Origin of the sequence: Candidatus Poriferisodalis sp., from assembly GCF_965198245.1 — a bacterium.
GTDB lineage: Bacteria > Actinomycetota > Acidimicrobiia > Acidimicrobiales > Poriferisodalaceae > Poriferisodalis.
Map to the genome: position 1 here is coordinate 725,235 of NZ_OZ240249.1, position 22,053 is coordinate 747,287.

19 protein-coding genes and 1 pseudogene are annotated in these 22,053 nt (G+C 65.0%); 15 read left to right on the forward strand and 5 right to left on the reverse strand.

Annotated features, from left to right (window positions below; translation table 11 throughout):
• Positions 1-18: 18 nt before the first annotated feature.
• The 11 genes from ACOCMM_RS03385 to ACOCMM_RS03435 all read left to right on the forward strand — a co-directional run bounded on the left by ACOCMM_RS03385 (position 19) and on the right by ACOCMM_RS03435 (position 10,894).
• Entirely contained in the window at positions 19-1,182 is a 1,164-nt protein-coding gene (locus ACOCMM_RS03385) for a DUF917 domain-containing protein (protein WP_419554816.1), read from the forward strand.
• Positions 1,182-2,699, forward strand: a complete 1,518-nt coding sequence (locus ACOCMM_RS03390; RefSeq protein ID WP_419554817.1) for an aldehyde dehydrogenase family protein — start codon at positions 1,182-1,184, stop codon at positions 2,697-2,699. The genes ACOCMM_RS03385 and ACOCMM_RS03390 overlap by 1 nt, the downstream gene beginning before the upstream one ends.
• Positions 2,696-3,793 (forward strand): saccharopine dehydrogenase C-terminal domain-containing protein, encoded by a 1,098-nt coding sequence (locus tag ACOCMM_RS03395; RefSeq protein WP_419551785.1) that lies wholly within the window; start codon positions 2,696-2,698, stop codon positions 3,791-3,793. Before ACOCMM_RS03390 ends, ACOCMM_RS03395 begins: the two co-directional genes overlap by 4 nt.
• Positions 3,790-5,208 carry a pyridoxal phosphate-dependent decarboxylase family protein gene (locus ACOCMM_RS03400; RefSeq protein ID WP_419551786.1) on the forward strand — a complete coding sequence of 473 codons (1,419 nt, stop codon included), beginning with the start codon at positions 3,790-3,792 and terminating at the stop codon, positions 5,206-5,208. The genes ACOCMM_RS03395 and ACOCMM_RS03400 overlap by 4 nt, the downstream gene beginning before the upstream one ends.
• Positions 5,181-6,296: an ABC transporter permease gene (locus ACOCMM_RS03405; protein WP_419551787.1), complete on the forward strand. Its 1,116-nt coding sequence runs from the start codon at positions 5,181-5,183 to the stop codon at positions 6,294-6,296. The genes ACOCMM_RS03400 and ACOCMM_RS03405 overlap by 28 nt, the downstream gene beginning before the upstream one ends.
• Positions 6,296-7,225 (forward strand): ABC transporter permease, encoded by a 930-nt coding sequence (locus tag ACOCMM_RS03410; protein ID WP_419551788.1) that lies wholly within the window; start codon positions 6,296-6,298, stop codon positions 7,223-7,225. The genes ACOCMM_RS03405 and ACOCMM_RS03410 overlap by 1 nt, the downstream gene beginning before the upstream one ends.
• Positions 7,222-8,151, forward strand: a complete 930-nt coding sequence (locus tag ACOCMM_RS03415; protein WP_419551789.1) for an ABC transporter ATP-binding protein — start codon at positions 7,222-7,224, stop codon at positions 8,149-8,151. The genes ACOCMM_RS03410 and ACOCMM_RS03415 overlap by 4 nt, the downstream gene beginning before the upstream one ends.
• Positions 8,148-8,924, forward strand: a complete 777-nt coding sequence (locus ACOCMM_RS03420; protein WP_419551790.1) for an ABC transporter ATP-binding protein — start codon at positions 8,148-8,150, stop codon at positions 8,922-8,924. Before ACOCMM_RS03415 ends, ACOCMM_RS03420 begins: the two co-directional genes overlap by 4 nt.
• Positions 8,925-9,595: 671 nt before the next feature.
• Entirely contained in the window at positions 9,596-9,937 is a 342-nt protein-coding gene (locus tag ACOCMM_RS03425) for a hypothetical protein (protein WP_419551791.1), read from the forward strand.
• A 170-nt stretch (positions 9,938-10,107) separates the two neighbouring features.
• Positions 10,108-10,461 carry a type II toxin-antitoxin system Phd/YefM family antitoxin gene (locus ACOCMM_RS03430; RefSeq protein WP_419551792.1) on the forward strand — a complete coding sequence of 118 codons (354 nt, stop codon included), beginning with the start codon at positions 10,108-10,110 and terminating at the stop codon, positions 10,459-10,461.
• On the forward strand, positions 10,445-10,894 hold the full coding sequence (locus ACOCMM_RS03435) for a PIN domain-containing protein (protein ID WP_419551793.1): 450 nt from the start codon (positions 10,445-10,447) through the stop codon (positions 10,892-10,894). Before ACOCMM_RS03430 ends, ACOCMM_RS03435 begins: the two co-directional genes overlap by 17 nt.
• Positions 10,895-11,082: 188 nt before the next feature.
• On the opposite strand, the gene ACOCMM_RS03440 is transcribed toward ACOCMM_RS03435, so the two are convergent.
• The gene (locus ACOCMM_RS03440; protein WP_419551794.1) at positions 11,083-11,304 is read right to left on the reverse strand and encodes a dienelactone hydrolase family protein; all 222 of its coding nucleotides are present in this window, start codon (positions 11,302-11,304) and stop codon (positions 11,083-11,085) included.
• Here ACOCMM_RS03440 and ACOCMM_RS03445 point away from each other — a divergent pair.
• Entirely contained in the window at positions 11,303-11,485 is a 183-nt protein-coding gene (locus tag ACOCMM_RS03445; RefSeq protein WP_419554921.1) for a hypothetical protein, read from the forward strand. The two genes, ACOCMM_RS03440 and ACOCMM_RS03445, sit on opposite strands and share 2 nt — an antisense overlap.
• A gap of 105 nt (positions 11,486-11,590) precedes the next feature.
• Here ACOCMM_RS03445 and ACOCMM_RS03450 read toward each other — a convergent pair.
• A pseudogene (locus ACOCMM_RS03450) lies at positions 11,591-11,695 on the reverse strand (zeta toxin family protein); the annotation flags it as partial.
• 222 nt (positions 11,696-11,917) lie between these two features.
• Here ACOCMM_RS03450 and ACOCMM_RS03455 point away from each other — a divergent pair.
• Together ACOCMM_RS03455 and ACOCMM_RS03460 are read left to right on the forward strand one after the other, a co-directional pair.
• Positions 11,918-12,148, forward strand: coding sequence for a hypothetical protein (locus ACOCMM_RS03455; RefSeq protein WP_419551795.1), 231 nt, complete (start codon positions 11,918-11,920; stop codon positions 12,146-12,148).
• 9 nt (positions 12,149-12,157) lie between these two features.
• Positions 12,158-12,538 (forward strand): twitching motility protein PilT, encoded by a 381-nt coding sequence (locus tag ACOCMM_RS03460; RefSeq protein WP_419551796.1) that lies wholly within the window; start codon positions 12,158-12,160, stop codon positions 12,536-12,538.
• Between the two features lie 21 nt (positions 12,539-12,559).
• Here ACOCMM_RS03460 and ACOCMM_RS03465 read toward each other — a convergent pair whose 3' ends face one another.
• Positions 12,560-12,991, reverse strand: coding sequence for a hypothetical protein (locus ACOCMM_RS03465; RefSeq protein ID WP_419551797.1), 432 nt, complete (start codon positions 12,989-12,991; stop codon positions 12,560-12,562).
• 172 nt (positions 12,992-13,163) lie between these two features.
• Here ACOCMM_RS03465 and ACOCMM_RS03470 point away from each other — a divergent pair, with 172 nt between their 5' ends.
• A complete protein-coding gene (locus ACOCMM_RS03470) occupies positions 13,164-14,300 on the forward strand; it encodes a Fic family protein (protein WP_419551798.1) in 1,137 nt (378 codons plus the stop codon).
• Positions 14,301-14,462: 162 nt separating this feature from the next.
• Here ACOCMM_RS03470 and ACOCMM_RS03475 read toward each other — a convergent pair whose 3' ends face one another.
• Both ACOCMM_RS03475 and ACOCMM_RS03480 read right to left on the reverse strand, forming a co-directional pair.
• Complete coding sequence (locus tag ACOCMM_RS03475) at positions 14,463-15,053, reverse strand: cell wall-binding repeat-containing protein (protein ID WP_419551799.1); 591 nt, start codon at positions 15,051-15,053, stop codon at positions 14,463-14,465.
• 35 nt (positions 15,054-15,088) lie between these two features.
• Positions 15,089-22,033 carry a SwmB domain-containing protein gene (locus ACOCMM_RS03480; protein WP_419551800.1) on the reverse strand — a complete coding sequence of 2,315 codons (6,945 nt, stop codon included), beginning with the start codon at positions 22,031-22,033 and terminating at the stop codon, positions 15,089-15,091.
• Positions 22,034-22,053: the final 20 nt, after the last annotated feature.

Below are 22,053 nucleotides of genomic sequence, written 5' to 3' on the forward strand. Positions count from 1 at the left end.
TCAGAATCCAGAAGGGTGATGCATTCACTGGAGTCCGTCACGGACTGTGAGGACTTCATCGTCGGCTGCCTGTTCATGGGCACAGGCGGCGGAGGCGACCCTGTCGAGGGCCTCGAGACCTTGACAGCTGCGCTCGACGACGGGCTGACCCTCCGATGGCACCACGCGGATCGCATTGACGACAACGCTCTCACGGCGATGGTGTACGGGATCGGGTCCATCGCCCCTCGATCCGATGACCATGCCGATTCGCTGCGCGAGGTGCGTCTTGGTGTGGGCGACGTTGTGGGTGACGACGCCATCTGTCTGGCCGTACGGGAATTGTCCGATCATCTCGGGCGACAGATCGGGTGCCTGGTGGCAGCGGAGCTTGGCGCCGCCAACGCGCCCGGTCCCATCGTTGCGGCCGCCCAGTTGGGCATCCCGATCGTTGACGGTGACTACTCGGGCCGAGCGATCCCCGAGGAAATGCAAAGCACTCCGTTTGCACACGGCATATCGAGCGACCCGTTAGCTGCCGTGGATCGATGGGGCAACACCGTCATCGTCAAGAAGACGGTCAATCCGTACATGCTTGAGCGAATCGCCCGTCACATCGCGATCGCGAGCTTCGACGAGGCGGCCATCGCGTCGACGCCGCTGGCTGGCCGTGACATGAAGGGCGTTCTTGTCCCGGGGACGCTGTCTCTGTGCCTCGAGATCGGCCGGGCTTGCCGTGTTGCGACTGAGGCCGGACACGATCCGGTCGCAGTCGCCCTCGAGGTGGTTGCCGGCTGGCGGCTGTTCGACGGTGTTGTGGTCAGCAAGGAATGGGAGGACTCGGGCGGCTTCATGATCGGAACGCTCAAGATTCGGGGAACGGGCGCGTGGGAGGGACACGTCCTGCGCACGTGGTTCAAGAACGAGACACACGTCACCTGGCTCGACGGCCAGCCGTGGGTCTGCAGCCCCGATCTGGTCACGCTCGTCGATCCCCGCAGTGCACGCGGCTTCACCAACACCGACATCGGGGAGGGCGACGAGGTGAGCGCGGTCGGCATGGCTGGCCTTGAGCTGCTCCGTCAGCCGGACACTCTCAGGAATGGCACCGGTCCGGCCTATTACGGCTTCGACGTGCCCTATGTACCGATCGAGCGGCTCATGCAATATGCCCCCCGGCTGGGGCGACACGACTCAGCATGATCGATGCGGCTGAGACTCTTGCCGCTCTGGGCATAGAACCGACTCTCGCTGGATCCACGGACTTAGTCGCCACGAGTCCCATCGATGGCAATGCCATAGGGCGAGTCGCGAGCGTCCAGAAAGACGAGATAGACGAACTGATTGCCCGATCGCGCTCAGCTTTCCTGCAGTGGCGTTGCGTGCCAGCTCCGAGACGTGGCGAGCTGATTCGCCTGCTGGGCAATGAGCTACGACGACTGAAGGAACCGCTGGGCCGGCTGGTGACCCTCGAGACGGGCAAGATCCTGCAAGAAGGACTCGGCGAAGTCCAAGAAATGATCGACATCTGTGACCTGGCGGTCGGGCTGTCCCGCCAGCTCCACGGCTCCACGATCGCATCCGAGCGCTCGCAGCATGCCCTGCGGGAGATCTGGCATCCCTATGGCCCCTCGGCGATCATCACCGCGTTCAATTTTCCGGTCGCTGTGTGGAGCTGGAACGCGGCACTGGCTCTCGTCTGCGGAAACTCCATCATCTGGAAACCGTCCGACAAGGCTCCCCTCACTGCGGTCGCCGTTCATCGCATCCTGTCGGCAGTCCTCGATCAATTCGGAAGCGACGCGCCGAGCCACCTCAGCCAACTGGCGGTCGGGAGTGCTGACATCGGTGCCGGGTTGGCAGCACATCAGGACGTCGCATTGGTCTCGGCCACTGGATCCACCGTGATGGGAAGGTCCGTCGGCAGCGCCGCATCCGCTCGATTCGCACGTGTGATTCTCGAGTTGGGTGGCAACAACGCGATGGTCATCGCCCGAAGTGCCGACATCGACTTGTCGATCGAAGCCGCCGTGTTCGCGGCAGTCGGCACTGCTGGGCAACGGTGCACATCGTTGCGTCGCCTCATTGTGCATCAGGCCGTGTACGACGAGGTTCTCGACCGTCTGCATGACACATACTCTCGACTGCCGGTCGGCAATCCGCTTGACGCCGGCACTCTGGTAGGCCCTCTCATCGACGTTGACGCCTTCGTCAACATGCAGCGCGCGCTGGAGATCGCAAGCGGTGGTGACTCGGGCAGAGTCCTCGGAGGGCAGCGTGTGCACGTCGAAGGCCTTTCTGGCGGCTTCTATGTGCAGCCCGCCTTGGTCGAGATGGGAGCACAGACCGAGATCGTCCGCCAGGAGACTTTCGCTCCCATTCTCTATGTCCTCAAGTACGGCGACTTCGCAGATGCGCTGACGCTCAACAACGCCGTCGATCACGGGCTGTCATCGTCGCTGATGACCACAGACGTCAACGAAGCCGAACTCTTCGTATCGGCGACTGGCTCAGACTGCGGCTTGGCCAACATCAACGTCGGTCCGTCGGGGGCGGAGATAGGCGGTGCGTTCGGAGGGGAAAAGCACACAGGCGGAGGCAGGGAATCCGGCAGTGACGCCTGGAAGGGCTATATGCGGCGACAGACGAGCACCGTCAACTACTCGCAAAGCCTTCTGCTGGCACAGGGCATCTCGTTCGGCTCGAAGGCGGATCGGTGACGTTCCGCGAGATAGCCGTGCTCGGCTTGGGAAGCGTCGGCCGACTGGCGGCCGAGCTGCTTCAGGAAACCGGATTCGATGTCACTGGTCTCGATGAACGGGTGCCCGAGAGCCTCAGCTTCCCCTGTGCTCCCATAGATGCGAGCGACGAAGCGCAACTTTCTTATGCATTGTCCGGCAGGGAAGCAGTGTTGTCATGCCTTCCGTACGACCTCAACGCCGCGGTGGCAACCGTCGCTCATCAACTGGGGATTCACTACTTCGACCTCACCGAGGATGTCTCGACTACTCAGCGAATCCTGGGGCTGGCAGAGACCTCGACGGCCGTCATGGCCCCCCAATGCGGACTTGCGCCCGGATTCGTGGGGATAGTGACCGCAGACCTCGCGGCACGACTCGACACGTGCCGCTCGCTGAAGCTGCGAGCCGGAGCACTTCCGCAGCATCCCTCGGGCCGTCTCGGCTATGCGTTCAATTGGTCGCCCATGGGAGTCGTCAACGAGTACTTGAACGACTGCGAAGTCATCGAAGACGGGGTGCACAAGTTCGTATCGCCCATGGAATGGCACGAGACCGTCTACGTGGGCGGCACGAAGCTCGAAGCCTTCACGACCTCCGGCGGCATCGGAACGATGTGTTCCAGCTACCTCGGTTACGTCGACAACGTGGACTACAAGACCCTGCGGTACCCGGGTCATGTCGACCTCATGAACTTCCTGTTCCACGAGCTGCTGATGAGAGAGCGGCGAACGCTGTCGAGCGAGATCCTGCGACGCGCCAAACCGCCCGTCAAAGACGACATTGTCTATGTCCACATCGCAGCAGAAGGAGAAGAGGGAGGCAACCCACTCCGGTTGGAGTACGTCCGGTCGTTCTTGCCGATACGACTCTGCGGACGCTCAAGAACGGCCATTGCCTGGACAACAGCAGCGTCTGCCGTGGGGGTCATCGAACTCGTGAGGCGCGGCGAACTTCCTGCGAAGGGGTTCCTCAAGCAGGAGGCAGTGCCGTTCGCGTCGTTCACGTTGACTCCGACGGGTTCGCTGTTCGTCGAGTCTGACCCGGCCGTTGGGCATCGAGATCTGCTTGCATGACTTCGGCGCACACCGCACCGCTTGATCCGCTCGACCTTGAGGCCTTTCGACGTCACGCCCATTCGCTCGTCGACTGGGTGGCCGATTATCTCGCCGGGCTCGACAACCTCTCCGTGTGCTCGACTGTCAACCCAGGTGATGTCCGTGCGAAGCTCCCCCAGCGAGCTCCGGAGCAGCCCGAACCCTTCGAGGCTCTGCTGAGCGACCTTGACCGTGTTGTGGTGCCCGGACTTGCGCACTGGCAGCATCCGGGATGGCTGGGCTACTTCCCGGCCGGTTCCTCGCCGGCATCGGTGCTCGGCGAATTGGCCTGCGCCGGCTTCGGCGTCGTGGGCATGCTGTGGTCCTCCTCGCCAGCGGCGACCGAGATCGAATCGCATGTCTTGGACTGGCTCGTCGACCTGTTGGGTGTGCCGCAGCATTGGAAGACGACCGACATCGGCGGAGGCGTCCTCCAATCGGGCGCGTCGGCGTCCACCCACACGATGCTTGTCGTCGCCCGCGAGGTCTGCCGCAAGCGAACGGGGGCAGCCATCGATGACATGGTGGTCTACACGTCGCGCGAAGCCCATTCCTCGGTCGAGAAGGGCGCCCGCGTCGCCGGGTACCGACACATCCGTTTCGTCGGAACCGACGCCGAATTCGCCATGCAACCCGATGCGCTTGCTGCCGCGGTCGAATCGGATCGGGCAGGCGGCTTGATGCCCGCGTTCGTGTGCTCGACGGTCGGGACGACCGGAACCACAGCAGTCGATCCGGTTCGTGAGATTGCAGCAATCGCCCGCTCCGAGCACCTCTGGCATCACGTTGACGCCGCATACTCAGGATCAGCCATGATCTGCGACGAGTTCCGGCCCTATCAGGACGGCCTGGAACTCGTCGACAGCTACACCTTCAACCCTCACAAGTGGCTCGCCACCAATCTCGACTGCTCCGTCATGTGGGTCGCAGACCGGCGGCCGCTCATCGAAACCCTGAGCATCCTGCCGCCCTACCTGCAAAACGCAGCCACAGCGTCAGGTCACGTCATCGACTACCGGGATTGGCATCTGCCACTGGACCGACCCTTTAGGGCGCTGAAGCTCTGGTTCGTGTTGCGCAGTTTCGGGGCGGACGGGCTGCGCAAGATGATTCGGAACCATGTGGCGTGGACGCGCCGGATCGCAAAGCACATCGACCGTCATCCCAGACTCGAGCGCATCGCAGAGGTTTCGTTCGCGTTGGTCGCATTCGCTCATCGGGACGGCAATACGGCTACCGATGACCTCGTGGAGAGGATCAACCGGGACGGGCGCTTCTACATCACCGCCTCCGAGGTCGACGGCCGTCGTTACGCTCGAATCGTTGTTGGTTCGACCTGGACTACCGAGGCTCATATCGACGCTGTGTGGGACTTGATCGACAAGAGCGCGTGACGATGGCCCCGATCCCGGTTCCGTCGATCTCACCCATCGGGGATCACACTCGCGAGACAAGATCCAAGAGCGGCAGAGGTATCGGGTTCAAGTACCTGACGCGGCGGGCGGCAACGAGTCTCCTCGTGATCCTGGGCGTCGTCACGATCACGTTTGTGGTCTCGCGCCTCGTTCCGTCGGACCCAGCTCAGCTGTATGCAGGGGCGCGAGCCCGTCCTGAGCAGGTGGAGCAGGTTCGGCAGGATCTCAACCTCGATGCACCGGTGCTTTCCCAATATGTGTCCTACCTCGGGGACTTGGCGCGGGGCGATCTCGGAGTGTCGTTCGCTACGCGACGTCCAATCGCACAGGACCTGCGTCGATTCCTGCCGGCAACCCTGGAGCTGGCGCTCGCGGCAACGCTGCTGTCAATGATCATCGGCATACCAGCCGGTGTCTTGGCAGCGGCTCGCCGAAGCCGTCTGAGCGACACCTTCATTCGCTTGTTCGCGGTGACGGGAGTGTCGATGCCAGTGTTCTGGGGTGCCCTGCTGCTGCAATTGCTGTTCGCATCCCGCTTGGGATGGCTGCCGCTCGCTGGTCGAACCGACTCCCGGGTGACCTTCGATGAGATCACCGGTTTCTTCGCCATCGACTCGTTGCTGTCAGGAAGCCCGTCGAACTTCGCAGACGTGATCGTTCACCTCGCGATGCCGGTGGCGGTGATGGCCGCGTACCCCCTCGGGCTCACGATCCGACTGATACGGGGCTCGATGCTCGAAGTGCTGGGCAGCGACTACATCGAAGCCGCACAGGTAGCACAGGTTCCCCGGCGCACCGTGCTCAGCCGACTCGCGCTGAAGAATGCTGTCCTACCTGCACTGACGGTGCTGGGGCTGACGTTCGCCTATTCGGTGTCGAGCGCGTTCTTGGTGGAGACCGTGTTCGCATGGCCAGGCATCGGCAAGTATCTGACCGACGCGGTGGTGCGTGTCGACTACCCGGTGATTGCGGCGGCAGCGATGGCCGTCACGATCGTGTATGTGCTGGTCAACCTCGCGTTGGATCTAATTCAGGCGCGGTTGGATCCCCGAGTGGTGCTGGGCTGATGCACACAGACCCGCAGCCGCGTGCGCGCCGGTTCGGCCTCGGCGCTGCGGGACGGGACCGTCGCAGGTTCGTGGCGCCGGGCGGAGCGCTGTGGCATTTCGTCCGAAGCCGGCTGGGAGTCGCTGCGACGGTGATTGTGGTGCTGTTCACGCTGGCAGCGGTGTTGGCTCCGTGGCTGACGCCGTATGCCGATGCCGGCCGCGGCGTGCCTGACTTGCCTATCCGGCTCCAAGCACCCAGCTGGTCACATTGGTTGGGCACCGACGACCTAGGGCGCGATGTGCTTGCTCGGATCCTGTTCGGTGCTCGCACCGCGATGTATGTCGCTGTCGGGGTCGTGGTGCTGTCCGTCGTGATCGGTGTCGCGGTAGGTGCCATTGCCGGGTACTTCGGTCGTTGGGTGGACGAAATCCTGATGCGCATCACCGACACGTTCCTCGCGTTTCCTCCGCTGTTGCTGGCAGTGCTGGTTGCTGCCGCTCTGGGTGCGAGCTTGCGGAACACGGTCATCGCCATCGCGATCTCGTGGTGGCCTTGGTACGCGCGTCTGGTGCGTTCCCAAGTGCTGAGTCTGCGAGAACGCTCCTTCGTCAAGGCGGTCAGGGCCATCGGCGTCCCCGACCGACGCGTCATCACTGTGCACATCGTGCCCAATGCGATGGCGCCAGTTTGGGTTCAGGCAACCGCCGATCTCGGCGCGGCAGTGCTCACGGCTGCGGGACTGAGCTTTGTAGGGCTCGGACCGCGACCGCCAACCGCGGATTGGGGAACCATGATCGCCCAAGGCCGCCAATACGTCCTCTCGGGACAGTGGTGGATCGCCGGCTTCGCCGGAGCTGCCATCGTGATTGTGGCAATGGCCTTCAACCTCGCCGGCGACGTCATCCGAGATGTCACCGATCCCCGCACCCGAGGTGACCAGCAATGACACCTCTTCTTGAAGTCCAGGACCTGCATGTGTCATTCAATCCCCCCACGGGGTCCGTGCGCGCTGTACGCGGCGTGTCGCTACGAGTCGGCCAGGGAGAGATATTGGGGGTGGTCGGCGAGTCGGGCTGCGGCAAGACAGTGCTGTTTCGAGCCCTGCTCGGATTGTTGCCCGCCACCGCGACCGTGAGCGGCGCGATGCGCTTTCGCGGTGAGATGATGCCTATCGACGGCGCCCTTCAGGGCGCAGCGGCGCTCGTCTATCAGAATCCGGGCGCTGCCCTGAACCCAGTGTTCACCATCGGTCGGCAACTGCAAATCGTCGCCGGTACTCGAGATTCCGAAGTTCTGTGCAGCTTGCTGGCCCAGGCAGGTCTTGCGGAACCGGAGCGCCTGCTGGATTCCTATCCGCATGAGTTCTCGGGCGGGATGAGACAACGGGCAGTGATCGCTCTTGCACTCGCTCAGAACCCTCGTCTCCTCATTGCTGACGAGCCGACCACTGCGCTCGATGTCACAACCCAGACACAGGTCTTGGATCTCATCGCCGACCTGCGCCAATCGAGTCAGCTCGCTGTCGTGCTCATCAGTCACGACCTGGCTGCGATCCGGCGCGTGTGCGACCGAGTCGTAGTGCTCTACGCCGGTCGTGTCGCTGAGACCGGCTCTACCGATCAAGTCCTCGACAGGCCGACTCACCCCTACACGCGAGCTTTGCTCGAATCGGTTCCTCGACCTGAGGCGGTGGGCGGAGACCTGCTTTCGATTCCTGGGAGCGTGCCCGATGGTCGTGACGAGATCACGGGCTGTGCCTTTGCGCCTCGCTGCCGCCACGCCAGCGAGCCCTGCCGTGTCAGACAGCCGCCGCTGCACCGAGTTCAGACGGGCCACGACGCTGCGTGTGTCTTGGTGGAGGCCTCGAAGTGAGTCCACTGCTCTCCATTCAGGGCTTGCGTGTGGGTTACGCGAACCGAGCATCGAGACATACGCGGTCGAACTTGGTGATCGACGATATGGACCTCGAGGTGTTCGAGGGCGAGACGCTTGCGGTTGTCGGTGAGTCAGGAGCGGGAAAGTCCACTCTCGCCGAAGCCATAATCGGTCTGATCCAACCCACTGACGGCAGCATCCGCTTCGATGGCACAGAGCTCGTCGGATTGCGGGGGCGGAACCGGCGCCGGATTCGGAGCCGAATGCAAATGGTGGCGCAGAACCCGCTGCTCGCACTCAATCCACGCCGACCCATCGGAAACCAGGTCGAAGAGCCGCTGCTCGTTCACACGCGGCTCAAACGGGTCCAGCGCCGACTGCGTGCGGACGAGATGATGGCCGCACTCGATCTGAGTCCTGCCATGCGTGACCGGCTCCCGCACGAACTCAGCGGCGGTCAGGCCCAACGGGTTGTGCTCGCTCGGGCACTGGTCCTCGAGCCCTCGATGATGATCTTCGACGAACCGACATCTTCGCTCGACGTCTCTGTGCAGGCAGGCGTGCTGAACCTCCTGCAGCAGCTCAAAGCAGATCGCAGCCTCACGTATCTGTTCATCACGCACGACCTCGGCGTCGCTCGCCACCTTGCGGACCGAATCGCAGTCATGCGCTTCGGAGAGATAGTGGAGAAACAGGCGACTCGTGCACTCTTCGAAGCTCCTCAGCATTCCTACACGTGCACGCTGCTCGGGTCATCGTTGACGGTCTAGGGGGACGCCGCGGCGCTCGACAACGGGACAGTGCCGCCGGACTTCTCGCCGAGAGGCGCGGAAGCAGAGTGCATCGCCCACGAATTGGCGGCCGGGAACAAGTGCGTGCAGTCGCGGCATTGGGATTGGCGAATCGACATCTAGCCGGCGGGACGCCAACCGCGTTGAGTCAATCGCGCGGTTCTGTGCCACATTTTTTGTAACACAAATAAATTGACTCGAAGTGTCCTGTTCGATCATCACCGTGCATGGGTCTTGCGCCCCTGCGACGACATCTTCGGTGGTCTTGGCTGCAGGCCTCGCTGAAGAGCTCGGGCCGAAGACGCGACACAGTGTCGGCAAGTCGGCCACTTCCTTCTTGGGCAACGATGCGCTTCTCGGTGTCGCGGCTCTGGTCCTCGATCGAGAGCTCTTGCTTTCTGCGGCGTCGACGGGAGCCTCGTCGTGAACGACACGACGTCTCCATCAATTTGGATCTCGAAGAACTCTTTGGCTGCATTGGATGCGTCGCTGAACATGTCACGCAGCTGGTTGGCATCTTCACCTTCAACGCCACCGCGCTCAAGCCAGAATTCGAACGACCGACCCTTTCGAACGGACGTAACCCGCTCCACCTGTAGACCAGCCCGCTCGATGATGCACATCCACTCGTCTCGACGGTAGCTACGGACGTGAGTCGGGTCACGGCGTCGCTCGACCATGTCGAGGAAGGCATCAAGCTCGGGATCGTCGGGCGACATGCTGTCAACAACGACGTACCGTCCACCAGGACGCAGGACGCGTGCAGCCTCCCCGATGGCGGTGTCGGTCAGTCGAAGTCGCTCGGACTCGGAGGCCTCATCAGCGCGTCGATCGCTGTCCACAGCGTGCGCGACACCGGGTCGAAGAGCACCGGCACCCCTACGCCGACAGGTGCCGTGACCGCCACAGGACGGGCAGGCCAACGTCAATCCGCGCCACAGCACGCGCACCGCCGCAGTTTGCCGTCGCGAACGGCGGTGCTTGCGGGCTAGCCAGAAATTCAGACCCGGGCAGGCGACCTCACGGGCTAAGCAACTGCCATGACAGCGCTGTTGGCTTCTTCTCATCGCGTCGACGTTCACGCTGGCGCATTGCCACGCACGTGCCGTTGTGGCTACGCTTGTGGTCACAAAACGGCGCACCAGTGCGGGAGGCAGATCAGATGAGGTCAGTAGGGGTGCGGGAGTTCCGTGACCATGCGACGAAGCTGATCGGCTCCGGCGAGACGCTCGTCATCGAGAAGCACGGCCGGCCGGTCGGTTTTTTCGTGCCGATTGTTGCCAAGGACCGGCGTGCTGGGGCACAAGCGCTTGAGCGGCTGAACGTTCTCGTCACCGAAGTGCTCGAAGAGACCGGTCGGACCGAGGACGAATTGGTGTCTGAGATCGCGGACACCGACGGCGATCGCAACTGGAGAATCCAGCTGCAGTCGGCTCGAGTGAGCCGCAACCCGTCCGAGGGTCTCGTCTATACCGCCACGCCGTGGGCACGCGAGCCCGATGAGGCTCGTCGTTGACACCAGCGTTCTCGTCGGCGAACTCTTGCGGAAGGCCGGACGGGAGCGCCTGCGCGACACCCGCCTGAACCTGTTCCTGCCCGAGCAAATGTGGCAGGAAACCCAGTGGATGCTTCCTGTCCGGATAGAGCAATTCTCCCAGCAGCACGGCCTCTCGCCGGCGACCCAGCATGACCTCGTAACGGCCTGCTTGGAAGCGGTCATGGGAAACGTCGAGGTCGTCTCCGAGCCGATCTACATGGCACGAGAAGACGAGGCGCGGGCTCGTTCGGTGCGCGACCCAGATGATTGGCCAGTCGTGGCGTGCGCGTTGTCGCTCGGCGCCGGGGTGTGGACCAACGACAACGACTTCCTGGGCACCGGCGTGCCGACGTGGACCACAGCAACGCTCGATCTCTGGCTGCGACGAACAGATTCAGACGACGAGACGTAACGCTCCGGACGTTGTTGAAGGGTGCGCGCCTGCGTCCAAGGCAGCGTGAACCCTGACGGCGCCTCGACATCCCGATGCCGTCGTTTTCGGAGAGGAGCTTCCTGCAGTGACGAGGATCAAGCCGCCCGTCGGCGATCCGGCTCGGCCGGTCGGCCACCTTGTTTCGACCCCGTCCTTGGAGCGCCGCCTCATCGATCGACGGAGCGGTCACCGTGACATGACGCCGAGCGGTCCGTCACGCGGTCGAGGAACGCGAGCATGGCGTTCCAGGTGTGGCGAGCAGCGCGTTCGTCGTAGGCGAGAGCTGCGCTGGGCCGATCCGCAATCGACTCGTTCGTGTAGCTGTGCCGAACGCCCCCGTACACATGCATCTCCCACCGCACGCCCGCGGCCGACATCGACTCGGTCATGGCCGCGGAGGATGTCGTGGCCGGCGTGAACCAGCGATCGCACGGCCACGGGATCGGCGAGCAGTGCGTTGCGGCATTCGACCATCGCGTCCTGGGTCGCGAATGGCGCATGCGGCCCGTGGTAGTCGAGCGCGAACGCAACGAACCCCCGCTCGGCGAATCGTCCGGCCGATTCGGGTGACCACCCAGCCAGCGCAACTATGTCGTCGCGAAACGTCGGTCTCGGTTGCCACTGCGGACCGTGGTGGAGGGCGTCGAGTTCCACATATGGCAGCGCGACACGAGCCGCTACCTGGCGTGCAAGCGTCGACTTGCCGGCGCCGGTGGCACCCGCCACCAAGACTCGCTTCGGCCGCCCGGGCAGTGGATCGGACCACTTCAGGATCGGCATTCCTCCAAGGGTAGGTCCGAAGCTCGTCGGCACTCGTGTGTCGGTTGGTCCTGTCGAGCGGATTTAGTGGAGCGGGTCCCACCACGCCGCCCGACTGCTCTCCAGCCGTCAGAACCGCGGAGCGACCATGTGACCGTCGCTCGGCGTTTCCCGACATCGCCAGGTCCGGGCCTGCCAGAAATCGGCTTGGTAGCAATGCAGGGCTACCGTTAGTTTGTGGCGATGAAGAGGCTTTCAATCACCCTCGAGCAATCAGTCGCTGAACGCGCCGCCAATGCCGCTGCGTCGCATGGAGTCAGCCTGTCGGCGTGGCTGAACGCAGCTGCGGAGCGGGCAATCCGCGTCGAGGACGGGCTTGCTGCCGTGCGCGAATGGGAGAAAGAGCACGGCGAGCTGAGTCCTGAGGAATTGATGTGGGCTGACAAGGTGGTTGATTCGGTCAAGAGTTCATGAGCTACCAACGTGCCCGGATTTATCTATGACACAGGTGCGCTGATTGCTGCCGAACGCAGCGACCGGCTGCTCTGGGCCCTGCATCAGGACGTGCTGGGGCAAGGCCTAGCGCCAACGGTTCCCGCTGCCGTGCTGGCCCAAGGCTGGCGTGGCGGTCCGCAGCCGCAGATGTCGAGGCTGCTGTCTGGTTGCCGGATCGAATCGCCCAATGAGGCACGGGCTCGCTCTGCGGGCACTGCCTGTGCCTTGGCTGGCACCAGTGATGTGGTCGATGCCGCAGTGGTGGTCGGGGCCTCAGCTCGAGGCGATCTCGTGATCACCAGCGACGAGCGCGATCTTCAACGAATCGCAGCGGCGCTCGGCGTCACGTTGAGCACACAGCAAGCCTGACCCGCCAGAGGGTCTACTTCCTCAGCAGGTCCCGGACCAGCGGCAGTGCCTTGTGCGGGACCTCCTCGGCGACGAAGTGGCCGCATTGAGATAGTGCGCCATGACTTCGGGGGTCAGCGTCTTGCGGTTCGCGACCGCCCGGGGCATCACACCCTTGACGAAATAGTTGCGCCGGGTGATCAGGTACTGCCCAAGACGGCTCGACATCATCGAGCTGAAGAAACGGAAGTGGCGATCACTGCCCACAGGCCAGCACCAGGTATTCGCGATGACCAGGTTCTTGACGCGTTCGGGATGCTTGCGGGCGAAGTCCAAACCGATCGGCTCGCCCGAACCCTCGTCGACGTAATGCACTTGGTGACCCGACGAGGTGAGGTGAAACCTGCTCTCGAACGGGAACAGGGTGTCCGAAACCCAGCCGGGTCGACTGGCTGGAGGTTCCCCACCAACCATCGCAAGACCCTCACCGGACACCTCGACGAGGTGCATGGTGTCGATCAGGAATCCGGGGTGCTGGTGCCGGCCTCCCCGACATCTCCGTCGCCACGTATCGCTGTCGGCTTCGCCCCTCGGACGCCTCCGCAACCGCAGCGATTTCGGAATATTTGGATACTATCCTTCCGTAATGGAGGATGTTGCGGAAGGAACCGCTGGCCGGACAACTGAAGTCGAGTGGCGCGGACGCACCACGAAGGCGTGGGTTCCGCAGGAGCTTCGTCGCCGAGACCTCGCGCTGCCAGCCACGGTGGTTCGCAGCGCAGAACGGGCCGTCGCAGCGTTGCGCCTCGCGGACCAGCGTTTGCCTGCGTCGTGGGAAGCACTCGCACGGCTGCTGCTGCGCCATGAAGGCATTGCCTCGTCCGGTATCGAGGGGCTGCGCGAACCCGCCTCGTCTGTGCTGGTTGCCGAACGCACTGGCTCCGGTGGTGCTGCTGGATGGATCGCGGACAACCTCGCGGTCATCGACATGGCGCTGCTCAGCGCAAAGCAGCCGCTGAACGTCGAAGTGCTGCACTCCTGGCACGCAAGGCTGATGCGCTACAGCGGACTGGCCGCAGAAATGGTGGGCGCATTCCGACCCTCGCTGGGGTGGGTGGGCGGCACCTCGCCGTTGGATGCCGCGTATGTTCCGCCGCCTCCCGATGAGATCAATCGACTCATGGACGATCTGCTGCGATTCGCGGACGCTTCGGACGATCTCGACGCGGTCTCGCGCGCCGCGATCGCTCACGCCCAGTTCGAGGCGATCCATCCCTACGGCGACGGCAACGGCCGCCTGGGCAGGGTACTGGTCAGCCGCATACTCAGACGAGCAGATGCGACGCAGCGCTCGGTCGCGCCGATCAGCATGGCCGCCGCCCGCGATCCTGGCGGGTACCTGTCAGGGCTGCGACTCTTCGAGACGGGCCAGACAGCCCGGTGGGTGCAGTGGTTCGCCCAGATCGTCGAGCGCGCCGCGGGGCACACAGACAGCATCGTTGAGCAGTCGCAGCAGCTCATCGAACAGTGGACCGAGGCGACCAGCACACTCCGACACGACAGCGCCGCCCGGGCGCTGCTGCAGTGCCTGCCGGGACACCCGGTCATCAACTCAGCCGACGTCGCAGAGCTGCTCGGGGTCAGCGAACGCACGGGTAGGACTGCCCTCGAGTCGCTCGCCGAACGCGGCGTGCTCCAACCCATCCAAGCCGACACCGGTCATGTCGGCCGTGCCCGCCGCTGGTATGCCGCCGCCGACCTGCTGCGACTGTGGGGAACCTGAGCCGCACTCTCGGGAGGAGCGGCACGAGCAGCAGGGGCGACGGGGTACTGCCACCCTGGTGCCTCCCCTTGTTGATCGGTCAGGTTGTAAAGGTGGGCTGGTTGCCTGCGCTGTGACGGGCCAAACGACGACTGGTGGATGGTCGCCTATCCGTGTGGCCTGTTATCGGGGTCCGAGGGTTCGGCGTGCGACGGTGGCAGCGGTATGGGTTCGGGTGGATCCGCTGTAACGGGGAGTGGTTGCGGCGGGCACGATCGCGCTGGCCTGATCTTTGACTTCGGCGGTGATCGCGGTGGTTCCGCCGATGAACACGATTCTTGCGGGCTGGTAGTCGCGCAGCGCTTCGGCAGCTTCGGCGGAAAGCTGTCCCGCCTCGGTGTAGAGCACCACGGAACCCGCGGTGCGTGCTGACACCGCAGCAGCCACGCCGATGTCGGGCGGGCTCCAGCCGTTAGCCACGATGACGGTCAGCTCATCGGTGGCTGCTGCTTGGTGGGGGCCCAGGAAGCGTTGGGCCACTTGTGCCGCTGTTGCTGTCCTTGTGGCGCCGCTGACGCGTTCCACCGTCGCGGCTGGCACCGCAGCACGAATCCCAGACACCACTGCGGGTTCGATCGCCGCCTCGCCTCCCACGACCAGCACCTGGGCCGGGCGGTAGTCGTGCAACAGCCGCCGTGTCGCGTCCGGCAGAGCGCCCGACTCGGTGTAGGCGACCGCCGAGCCGGGTGTGCGCGCGGACAGCGCTGAGGCCACGCCGATGTCGGCAGGACTCCACCCGTTCGCGATGATCAGACCCCCCCCCCCCCCCCGGATGCGTCCAGTATCCGGCGCGCGACTGCGGCGGCTGTGTCAGAGCGCGTCGCCCCGATGATCCGCTCGAGCGAATCGGACTCCGACGCGCTGCGCATCGAGGTCAGCACCGAGGCGCTCACAGCGGCCTCGCCGCCCACGACGATCACTCCCGCGGGCTGGTAGTCAACCAGCAACTTGCGTGCGGCGACCGACAGCCGGTCGGCCGTAGTGTAGATCACCGCAGAATCCGGCGTGCGTGCCGACAGCGCCGCGGCGACGCCGATGTCGGGCGGACTCCATCCGTTCGCGACGATCACCACCGCCGTACTCGCACTCAGCCCGCTGCCGCCGCCGCCACTGCTACCGCCGCTGCCCAGTCTGCCGGGTCCCGTGGGGCCGGTCGTGACGGTCGTGGCGGTCGTGTCGGCCGTGACGGCGATGGTCATGACGACGGTCGCCCTGCCGCCGTTCGCATCATCGGCGTCGACGGTGACGGTGTAGGTGTCGTTGGTCGCGATGTCGAAGACGACCCCATCGCCGACGGTGATCTGGCCGCTGTGAGGCCCGATGTCGAACAAGCCCGCGTCGGCACCGGAGAGGCTGTAGGCGAGCGTGTCGTTCTCGTCGGGATCGGTCGCGGTGACGGGCGCGCCGACGTTGTCGCCGGGGCCGGCGCTCTCAGAAACGCTGCGAGTCGTGGTCGGTGACGTGAACGACGGCGGGTCGTTCACTGGGTTGATCTCGACCGAGACAGCCGCGGTGTTCGACAGGGAGGGGCTGGCTGTGTCGCGGACCTCGTAGGTGAAGGTGTCGGCCCCGTGATAGTCGGCGTTGGGCGTGTAGGTGATGGTGGGGTTCTGGCCGGCGTTCGCGGGCTGGTTCACGACGGCGCGGCCCCTGCGCGGGCTGCGGGCCACTGTGATCGTCAAGGCGCTGCGGTCGTCTTCGGGGTCGTCGTCGTTGGCGAGCACATCGATCGTGACAGCGGCGTCCTCGCTGACCGTGGCTGTGTCGGCGACGGCGTCGGGACGCTCGTTGACGTCGGTGACCGCGATGGTCACGGTCACGGTGTCGCTCGCATTTGAGGAGTCGCTGGCCTTGAGGGCCACGCTGTGCGAGGGCGCCGCCTCGAAATCGAGCGACTCGCCGGCGGCGACGCGGATCTGGCCGCTGTCGCTGTCGACCGTGAACAGGTCCGACCCTGACAGCTCGTAGGCCACCACGTCGCCGCTGTCGGTGTCGGCGGCCCTCACCGGCGTCCCTGCGGCTGCACGCGCCCGCGCATTCTCGGGAATGCTGCGCGTCGGCGTCCGCTCGTCGAACGACGGGGCGACGTTGGCGTCAGGGGCCGCGTTCACCGAGTGAGCTGACACCGCGGCGTGGCGCTTGTTCGGCCCGTGCGCGTCGGTGTAGTCGGCGGTCATCTTCAGGTAGTAGCCGACATCGCCCGCGGTGGGCCTGTAAGTGCTCGCCGTGGCGCCGCCAGTGGCGCCCGATATTGCCGTCCAAGGGCCGCTGCGGCTCGTCGAGCGCTCCCAGGCCCACACTGTCGACAACACGTCGTCGGGGTCGCTGAGCGTGGCGGTGTAGTCCGCGTCGGCTTGCGGCCGCGGCGACGAGAACACCACCACTCCGGGTTCGTCGGTGTTGGTGACGGTCACCGCGACATCGAGAGTCGCGCTGTGGCCGCCAGCCGAGACGCCCAGCGTCACGCTGTAGACGTTGTCACCGCCGGAGTCGGCGGCGGCCTCGTAGTCAGGCGCCACCTTGAAGCTCAGCAAGCCGTTCGACGTGTTGAAGTTGAACTCGAACTTGTCGCTGTCGTTGCCGGCGAGGGGCTGCGGGGCGATGGTGGCATCCTCGGGGTCCGTGGCCCGGTACGTCCCGACGAGGAGCGTGCTCCCCTCCTCGATGCTGGGCGCTGGGTCGCCGGTGATCATGGGCAGCTCATTGACGGGGTCGACGGTGACGGCGACGGCGACGCTGCCCGTCTTGGCGTCGCTGTCGAGGGCGTTCACCGTGATGTCGTAGACGTTGTCTCGACCGGAGTCCGCGGGGCGCTCATGGTCGGGGCTGTTCGCGAACGACAGGACACCTGCCGAGGTGATGGCGAAGTCGGCCTGGTCCGTCCCGCCCACTGACCACTCGTGCGTGAGACCGGGCTTGCTCTCGGGGTCACTCGCGCTGAACGTGGCGAGCGCGCCCAGGTAGTTCTCGTCCACGCTGAGCGCGTTGTCGGTCACGGTGACGCCGCGGGTCGCAGCGAACGAGATGTCCGCCGGCTCGTCGAAGTCGGTCACGGTGACGGTCACGTCCCGCGTGGCCGTCTGGGGTCCCAGCTCGCCATCGGCGGAAGCACGCAGGGTTACCTCGTATTCGTTCTGGTCTTCGTAGTTCGGAGGTGCCTTGAACGTGAGCACGCCGCTCGCGCTGAGCTCGAAGGCGCCACCGTGGGGTCCCGCGAGCTGCCAGGTCACTGCCTCGCCCTCGGGGTCGCTCGCGCCGTAGGCGGCGACCGCTCCGGTGCCGTTCTCGACGAAATCGATGCTGGTCGGTCCGGTGATCTGCGGCGCCTCGTCGATGTCGGCGACGGCGATGTCCACGGTGGTGACGATGGCGCCGTCGGAATCCGTCGCGGTGACGGTCACCGTGTAGCTGTCCTTCGTGTCGTGGTCGTAGGTCGCGCCCGGCTTGGTCCGCAGCTGCCCCGTAGAGCCGACAAGGTCGAACGACCCGGCGTCGGTTCCGCCGAGGGTGTAGCTGACGCTGCCGCGGCTCGCCGTGGGCGCTACTGGGAGCCCGATGTCCACGCCCCCCGGTGCGTTCTCGACCAGGCCGCGCTGCGTCGTGATCGACTGGAGCGTGAACGTCAGACTCGCTATTCGCTCGGTCGTGAACTTCCCCGTGCCGCGGATGCTCGTGATGACTCCCCGCGGGGAGGTTGCCGGGTTCGACAGCGAGAACCCGGTACCGTCTTCGGTTCCCGCGTCCCAGGGAAAAAGGTCCACCTCGTGCGCACGGAACCAGCGGCCGGCGGCGTCGAGCAGCGGCAGCCCGGAGACGCCGACGAACCAGTCCGGGCTCGGCGCGATCATCGTCGTCAGCGTGACCCGCGGAAACTCGGCGGTCGCCATGACGCCGCTCAGCGTGCCCGCGCCCGTCGCGCCGATATTGCCCGAGCGCCTCAGCACACCGAGCGCGGTCGGCACAGCGGCATCGACGGCTGCCCGGACCTCGTCGCGGAGCGTTCCCGTTCCCCCGGTCTCGGCCATCCGCTCCACCCCGGCGCTGGCCCGCCCGCCGCTTGCGAGGAAGGTCGCATCGGCGGAGTGGACGCCGCCGATGAGAGGCGAGAAGTGCGCCCCGCCCGGACGGCCCTCCGGCGTGACAGTCGTCGTCCAGAGGCCCCGGAACCTGACGGTGTAGACGGCGGTCGACGCGAACGGCGCGACGGGGTCGTTCGCCGGCGGGGTGAGCGACAGGTCCGGCGCGGTCCGCGTCACCGTGACGCCATAGGTCTGCATCGCGACGCCGTCATGCGCGGTCACCTCGACCCGGATCACGTTCTCGCCGACCGACAGGTCGACCTGGAATCCAGCGGCGCCGTCGGCGTCGGTGCGGATATTGCCGTTGCCGTCGAGGATCTCGACGGCGGCGTTGCCGTCGCTCGCGGCCGCGGCGACCGTGACATGGGTCACGGAGTACCCCACCGACGCGGCATAGGAGGTGACACCGCTGCTGAACGCAGGGCTCAGCCGCACGCCCGACAGCGTCAGAGCGCTGAGCGTGGCGTCGTCGGAGGTGGTGTCCTCCGTCATGTTCGACACTGTGTTGGGCCCGAAGGCCGCCACTGCGTTGGCCACTGCGGCCGTGTCGCGCAGCGCCGTGCCGCCGTAAGACACCTCGACCGAGTCTTGAACCAGCACGCTCTTGGCCAGAGTCAGTGTGACGGTTCGCCTGCCCACGACCGGCGCTGCCGCCAACGATGCAGGATCGCTGCCCACAACGACCTCGAAGTCGAGGATGGCCGGCACCCACGCCTCGTCAAGATCCTCATCGAAGGTCAACACGAGCATGTCGGCGTCCACCTCCGCGTCTGCGAGTGCCGGTGCGGTGTCGTCGACGCTGACATGTTGCACCACGCTCGCCGGGACCGGATCGACGGCGCCCACGGCGTGGATTTCGCCATCGCTGAGGACGCGCATCGACAGCACTCGCGCGCCGGGGTTGCCGGGATCGACCACCTCGATGCTCGCGCCGGGCGGCGGACGGTCGTTGGGATCAGAGTTGTAGCTTCTGGGTCTGGCCCAACTCATGATCCAGTTCCCGTTCTCCAGCGGGGCGACCGTCCCGCTCGACGCGACGAAGAAGCTCTCTTCGTTGCGGTGGCCGTAGTCGCGCACGAAAGTCGCTTTGTTGGCAGTCGTGTCGATCGAGTATTCGACTATCCGGGTGACTCGCCGGTAGGGGCGACGCTCTTCATATGTTTCGGGGTGGAATGGGCTAGCGGCACCATTGTCGAACAGCAGCAGGTTGCCGTTGTCGAGGAGAGTCGCTGCGTGCTGCCCGCTGAAGATGTCGTAGGGGTCACCCACAATGGAGATGAGATTGTCCGTCCACGGCGATGTGTCCCGGTAGCTGTGACCGAGTTTCCATACTGCATCGCCGGTTGTTCGGTCGATCCTGAATACTTGCGAACAGCCTCTGAACGAGGCAACGATATCGCCGTCATCGAGGACCTGCAGCGAGTTCAAATGTGCGTAACCGCCTGGGAAGCGATGCCCGAGACAGTCTTCTGGGGCCACATGGTCCCAGGAGTTCCAAGTGAATACGGCTACCCCGTCCGGAGTGATTTCTTGAATAATCGAGTCGTCCATCGCTTCAGTGGTGCTGTACGGATTTCCGTCCCGATCCTTTATGTGGCTCAGGTCGCGTCGGATGGGTTCGTAGGCCATCAGTACGTAGTTTCCATTCGCCTTGACGACGAAGTCGTGGCCGTCAGTGTGCACATACTCGGAAGTCGTTGTGACACGTTCAACTTCATTCAGGTCTTCGTCTAGGATCACGATCTCAAAATTGGACCTGCTAATTCCCGAAGGCCGGGATATTGGAACGACCCGTACGTTATGTGCAAATGGATATGCACCTGCTGGAAAATACCTCAAACTCCCCGCTGGTTCTTCCATCTCACGGTGCAATACAGGAACCCCATTCTTGTCGAGCAACATGACGAAACTCACAGCGTCGCCATTGGTGCGGGCCTTGGCAGTCATCAGTCCGTCTGAGACAGCGGACGTGTAGTGGCTGGTGACGGTGGGGAAGTGCTCGGCGATGCAGTGCACGACGTAGGTGGCGGTGTCGTTGTCGTCGGTGAGAGTGATGACGATGTCGCTGTCGTCGGAGAGGCCTCGAAGTTCGTGGCGGGAGTGGACGCTGGCGACGCTGCGCCCGTTGATGGTGAGCCGGGTCCGTTGGTGTTGCTTGGTCACCAGCAGCGTGACGGTGTCGTCGTCGCTGCAGCGCAGGGCGTAGTGGCGGGTCTCGGGGTGAAAGCTGGGGTACATGCGCCGGGTGAGCCGGTGGGTATCGGGCACCGCGAGCTGGGCTAGCCCTACGACGGGCTTGTCGGAGTCGTCGGCGGTGCGGCCGCTCAAGGCACCTGCGAGCTCGCCGGCCGAGTCCTGTATGGGCGCTAGGCCCGGCGTGTAGTCCACGGTCACCGGTTGGCCCGCTGCCACCGCCGTTGCCAAGGTCAGCACCACGGTGTGGCCCTCGACCGCCACGCCGGTCACGGAGCGATCAGTGCCCGCGACGTCGACTGCGAAATCGCTGTTGGCGGGCACGGTGGTGTCGTCGAGCATCCGGCTGTAGACGAGCACTACCTGGTTGCCGCCGGCGCGCGCGGCCCACAGCTGCGGCACTGGTGCCGCTGTAATGTTGGTCGCTGGTCGGTTGTAGAAGGCGGCGGCATCCTGTCCACCGAGGTCTTGGAGTTCGGGGCTGGACGTGCCGAGGTGCCTCGGGGAGTACCCCACGATCACTGCCTCGCCAGCGAGCACTGGTGCGATCAGCGTGAGCGTCACCTCGTTGCGGTAGACCTCCGCCCCGGCAACCGTCCGGGTGAAGCCGGCCACGTCAGCGAAGAACGCCGAGCCCAGCGGCGTTGCCCCGGCGTCGAGATCCTCGCTGTAGGTCAGCACCAGGAACTGTCCGTCCACCACGGCGTCTGTCAGCGTCGGAACCGACGCCGGCGTGTTGTTCGCTGCATCCCGGGGTGCTGTCGCGGGTGCCTCCACGCCGGCGGCGGAGCGGATGGGGCCTGCCGTCGGCGGGCTGTAAGAGACCGTCACCAGCTGGCCTTGCTGCACCGGCGCATCCAGCGTGAGCACGACGCTGGACCCCGAGACCGTCGGAGCGTCAACGTCGCGCACAGCGAGCGACACCTCCGCTATGAACGCGTCCGCGTCCGGCGTCGACGTCTCATCGAGGGGTGCGTCATATACGAGCGTGAGCGTCGCGGCATCAACGGAGGCGGAGGTCAGAGCAGGTGGCGTCAAGTTCGTTGCGGTCTGGGCCCCGAAGGCTGCCACCACGTTGGGTGCGGACGCGGTGTCGCGCAGCGCAGTGCCGCTATAGGCCACCGTCACGACTTCGGCGGCCGTCACGGGCGCGGTCAACGAGAGCACCACGATCGGGCCCTGCACCGTCGGCGCTCCCTGCAGCGACGCCGCCACGCCGTCGACGATGACCGCGAAGTCGCTGTTGGCGGGCACTGAAGTCTCGTCGAGGCCATCGCTGAAGGTCAGTGTCAGCGCAGATCCATCCACCACGGCCGAGTCCAGCGTGGGCGAATCGCTTTGAGCTAGCGCCGGCGAGGTCGCCGCCCAAGCGGCCAGCAGCCATACCAAGGCGAATCCGCCGGCTGCGGCTAGGCCGCGCATCACGGCGGGGGATGGCTGCG

Excerpts from the sequence above, each read along its gene's own strand:
- ACOCMM_RS03465 (WP_419551797.1), bottom strand. The coding sequence starts at position 12,991 with ATGGTTGGTGGGGAACCTCCAGCCAGTCGACCCGGCTGGGTTTCGGAC.
- ACOCMM_RS03385 (WP_419554816.1), top strand. The coding sequence starts at position 19 with ATGCATTCACTGGAGTCCGTCACGGACTGTGAGGACTTCATCGTCGGC.
- ACOCMM_RS03430 (WP_419551792.1), top strand. The coding sequence starts at position 10,108 with ATGAGGTCAGTAGGGGTGCGGGAGTTCCGTGACCATGCGACGAAGCTG.
- ACOCMM_RS03435 (WP_419551793.1), top strand. The coding sequence starts at position 10,445 with ATGAGGCTCGTCGTTGACACCAGCGTTCTCGTCGGCGAACTCTTGCGG.
- ACOCMM_RS03445 (WP_419554921.1), top strand. The coding sequence starts at position 11,303 with ATGGCCGCGGAGGATGTCGTGGCCGGCGTGAACCAGCGATCGCACGGC.
- ACOCMM_RS03480 (WP_419551800.1), bottom strand. The coding sequence starts at position 22,033 with ATGCGCGGCCTAGCCGCAGCCGGCGGATTCGCCTTGGTATGGCTGCTG.
- ACOCMM_RS03410 (WP_419551788.1), top strand. The coding sequence starts at position 6,296 with ATGCACACAGACCCGCAGCCGCGTGCGCGCCGGTTCGGCCTCGGCGCT.
- ACOCMM_RS03470 (WP_419551798.1), top strand. The coding sequence starts at position 13,164 with ATGGAGGATGTTGCGGAAGGAACCGCTGGCCGGACAACTGAAGTCGAG.
- ACOCMM_RS03400 (WP_419551786.1), top strand. The coding sequence starts at position 3,790 with ATGACTTCGGCGCACACCGCACCGCTTGATCCGCTCGACCTTGAGGCC.
- ACOCMM_RS03440 (WP_419551794.1), bottom strand. The coding sequence starts at position 11,304 with ATGACCGAGTCGATGTCGGCCGCGGGCGTGCGGTGGGAGATGCATGTG.
- ACOCMM_RS03455 (WP_419551795.1), top strand. The coding sequence starts at position 11,918 with ATGAAGAGGCTTTCAATCACCCTCGAGCAATCAGTCGCTGAACGCGCC.
- ACOCMM_RS03415 (WP_419551789.1), top strand. The coding sequence starts at position 7,222 with ATGACACCTCTTCTTGAAGTCCAGGACCTGCATGTGTCATTCAATCCC.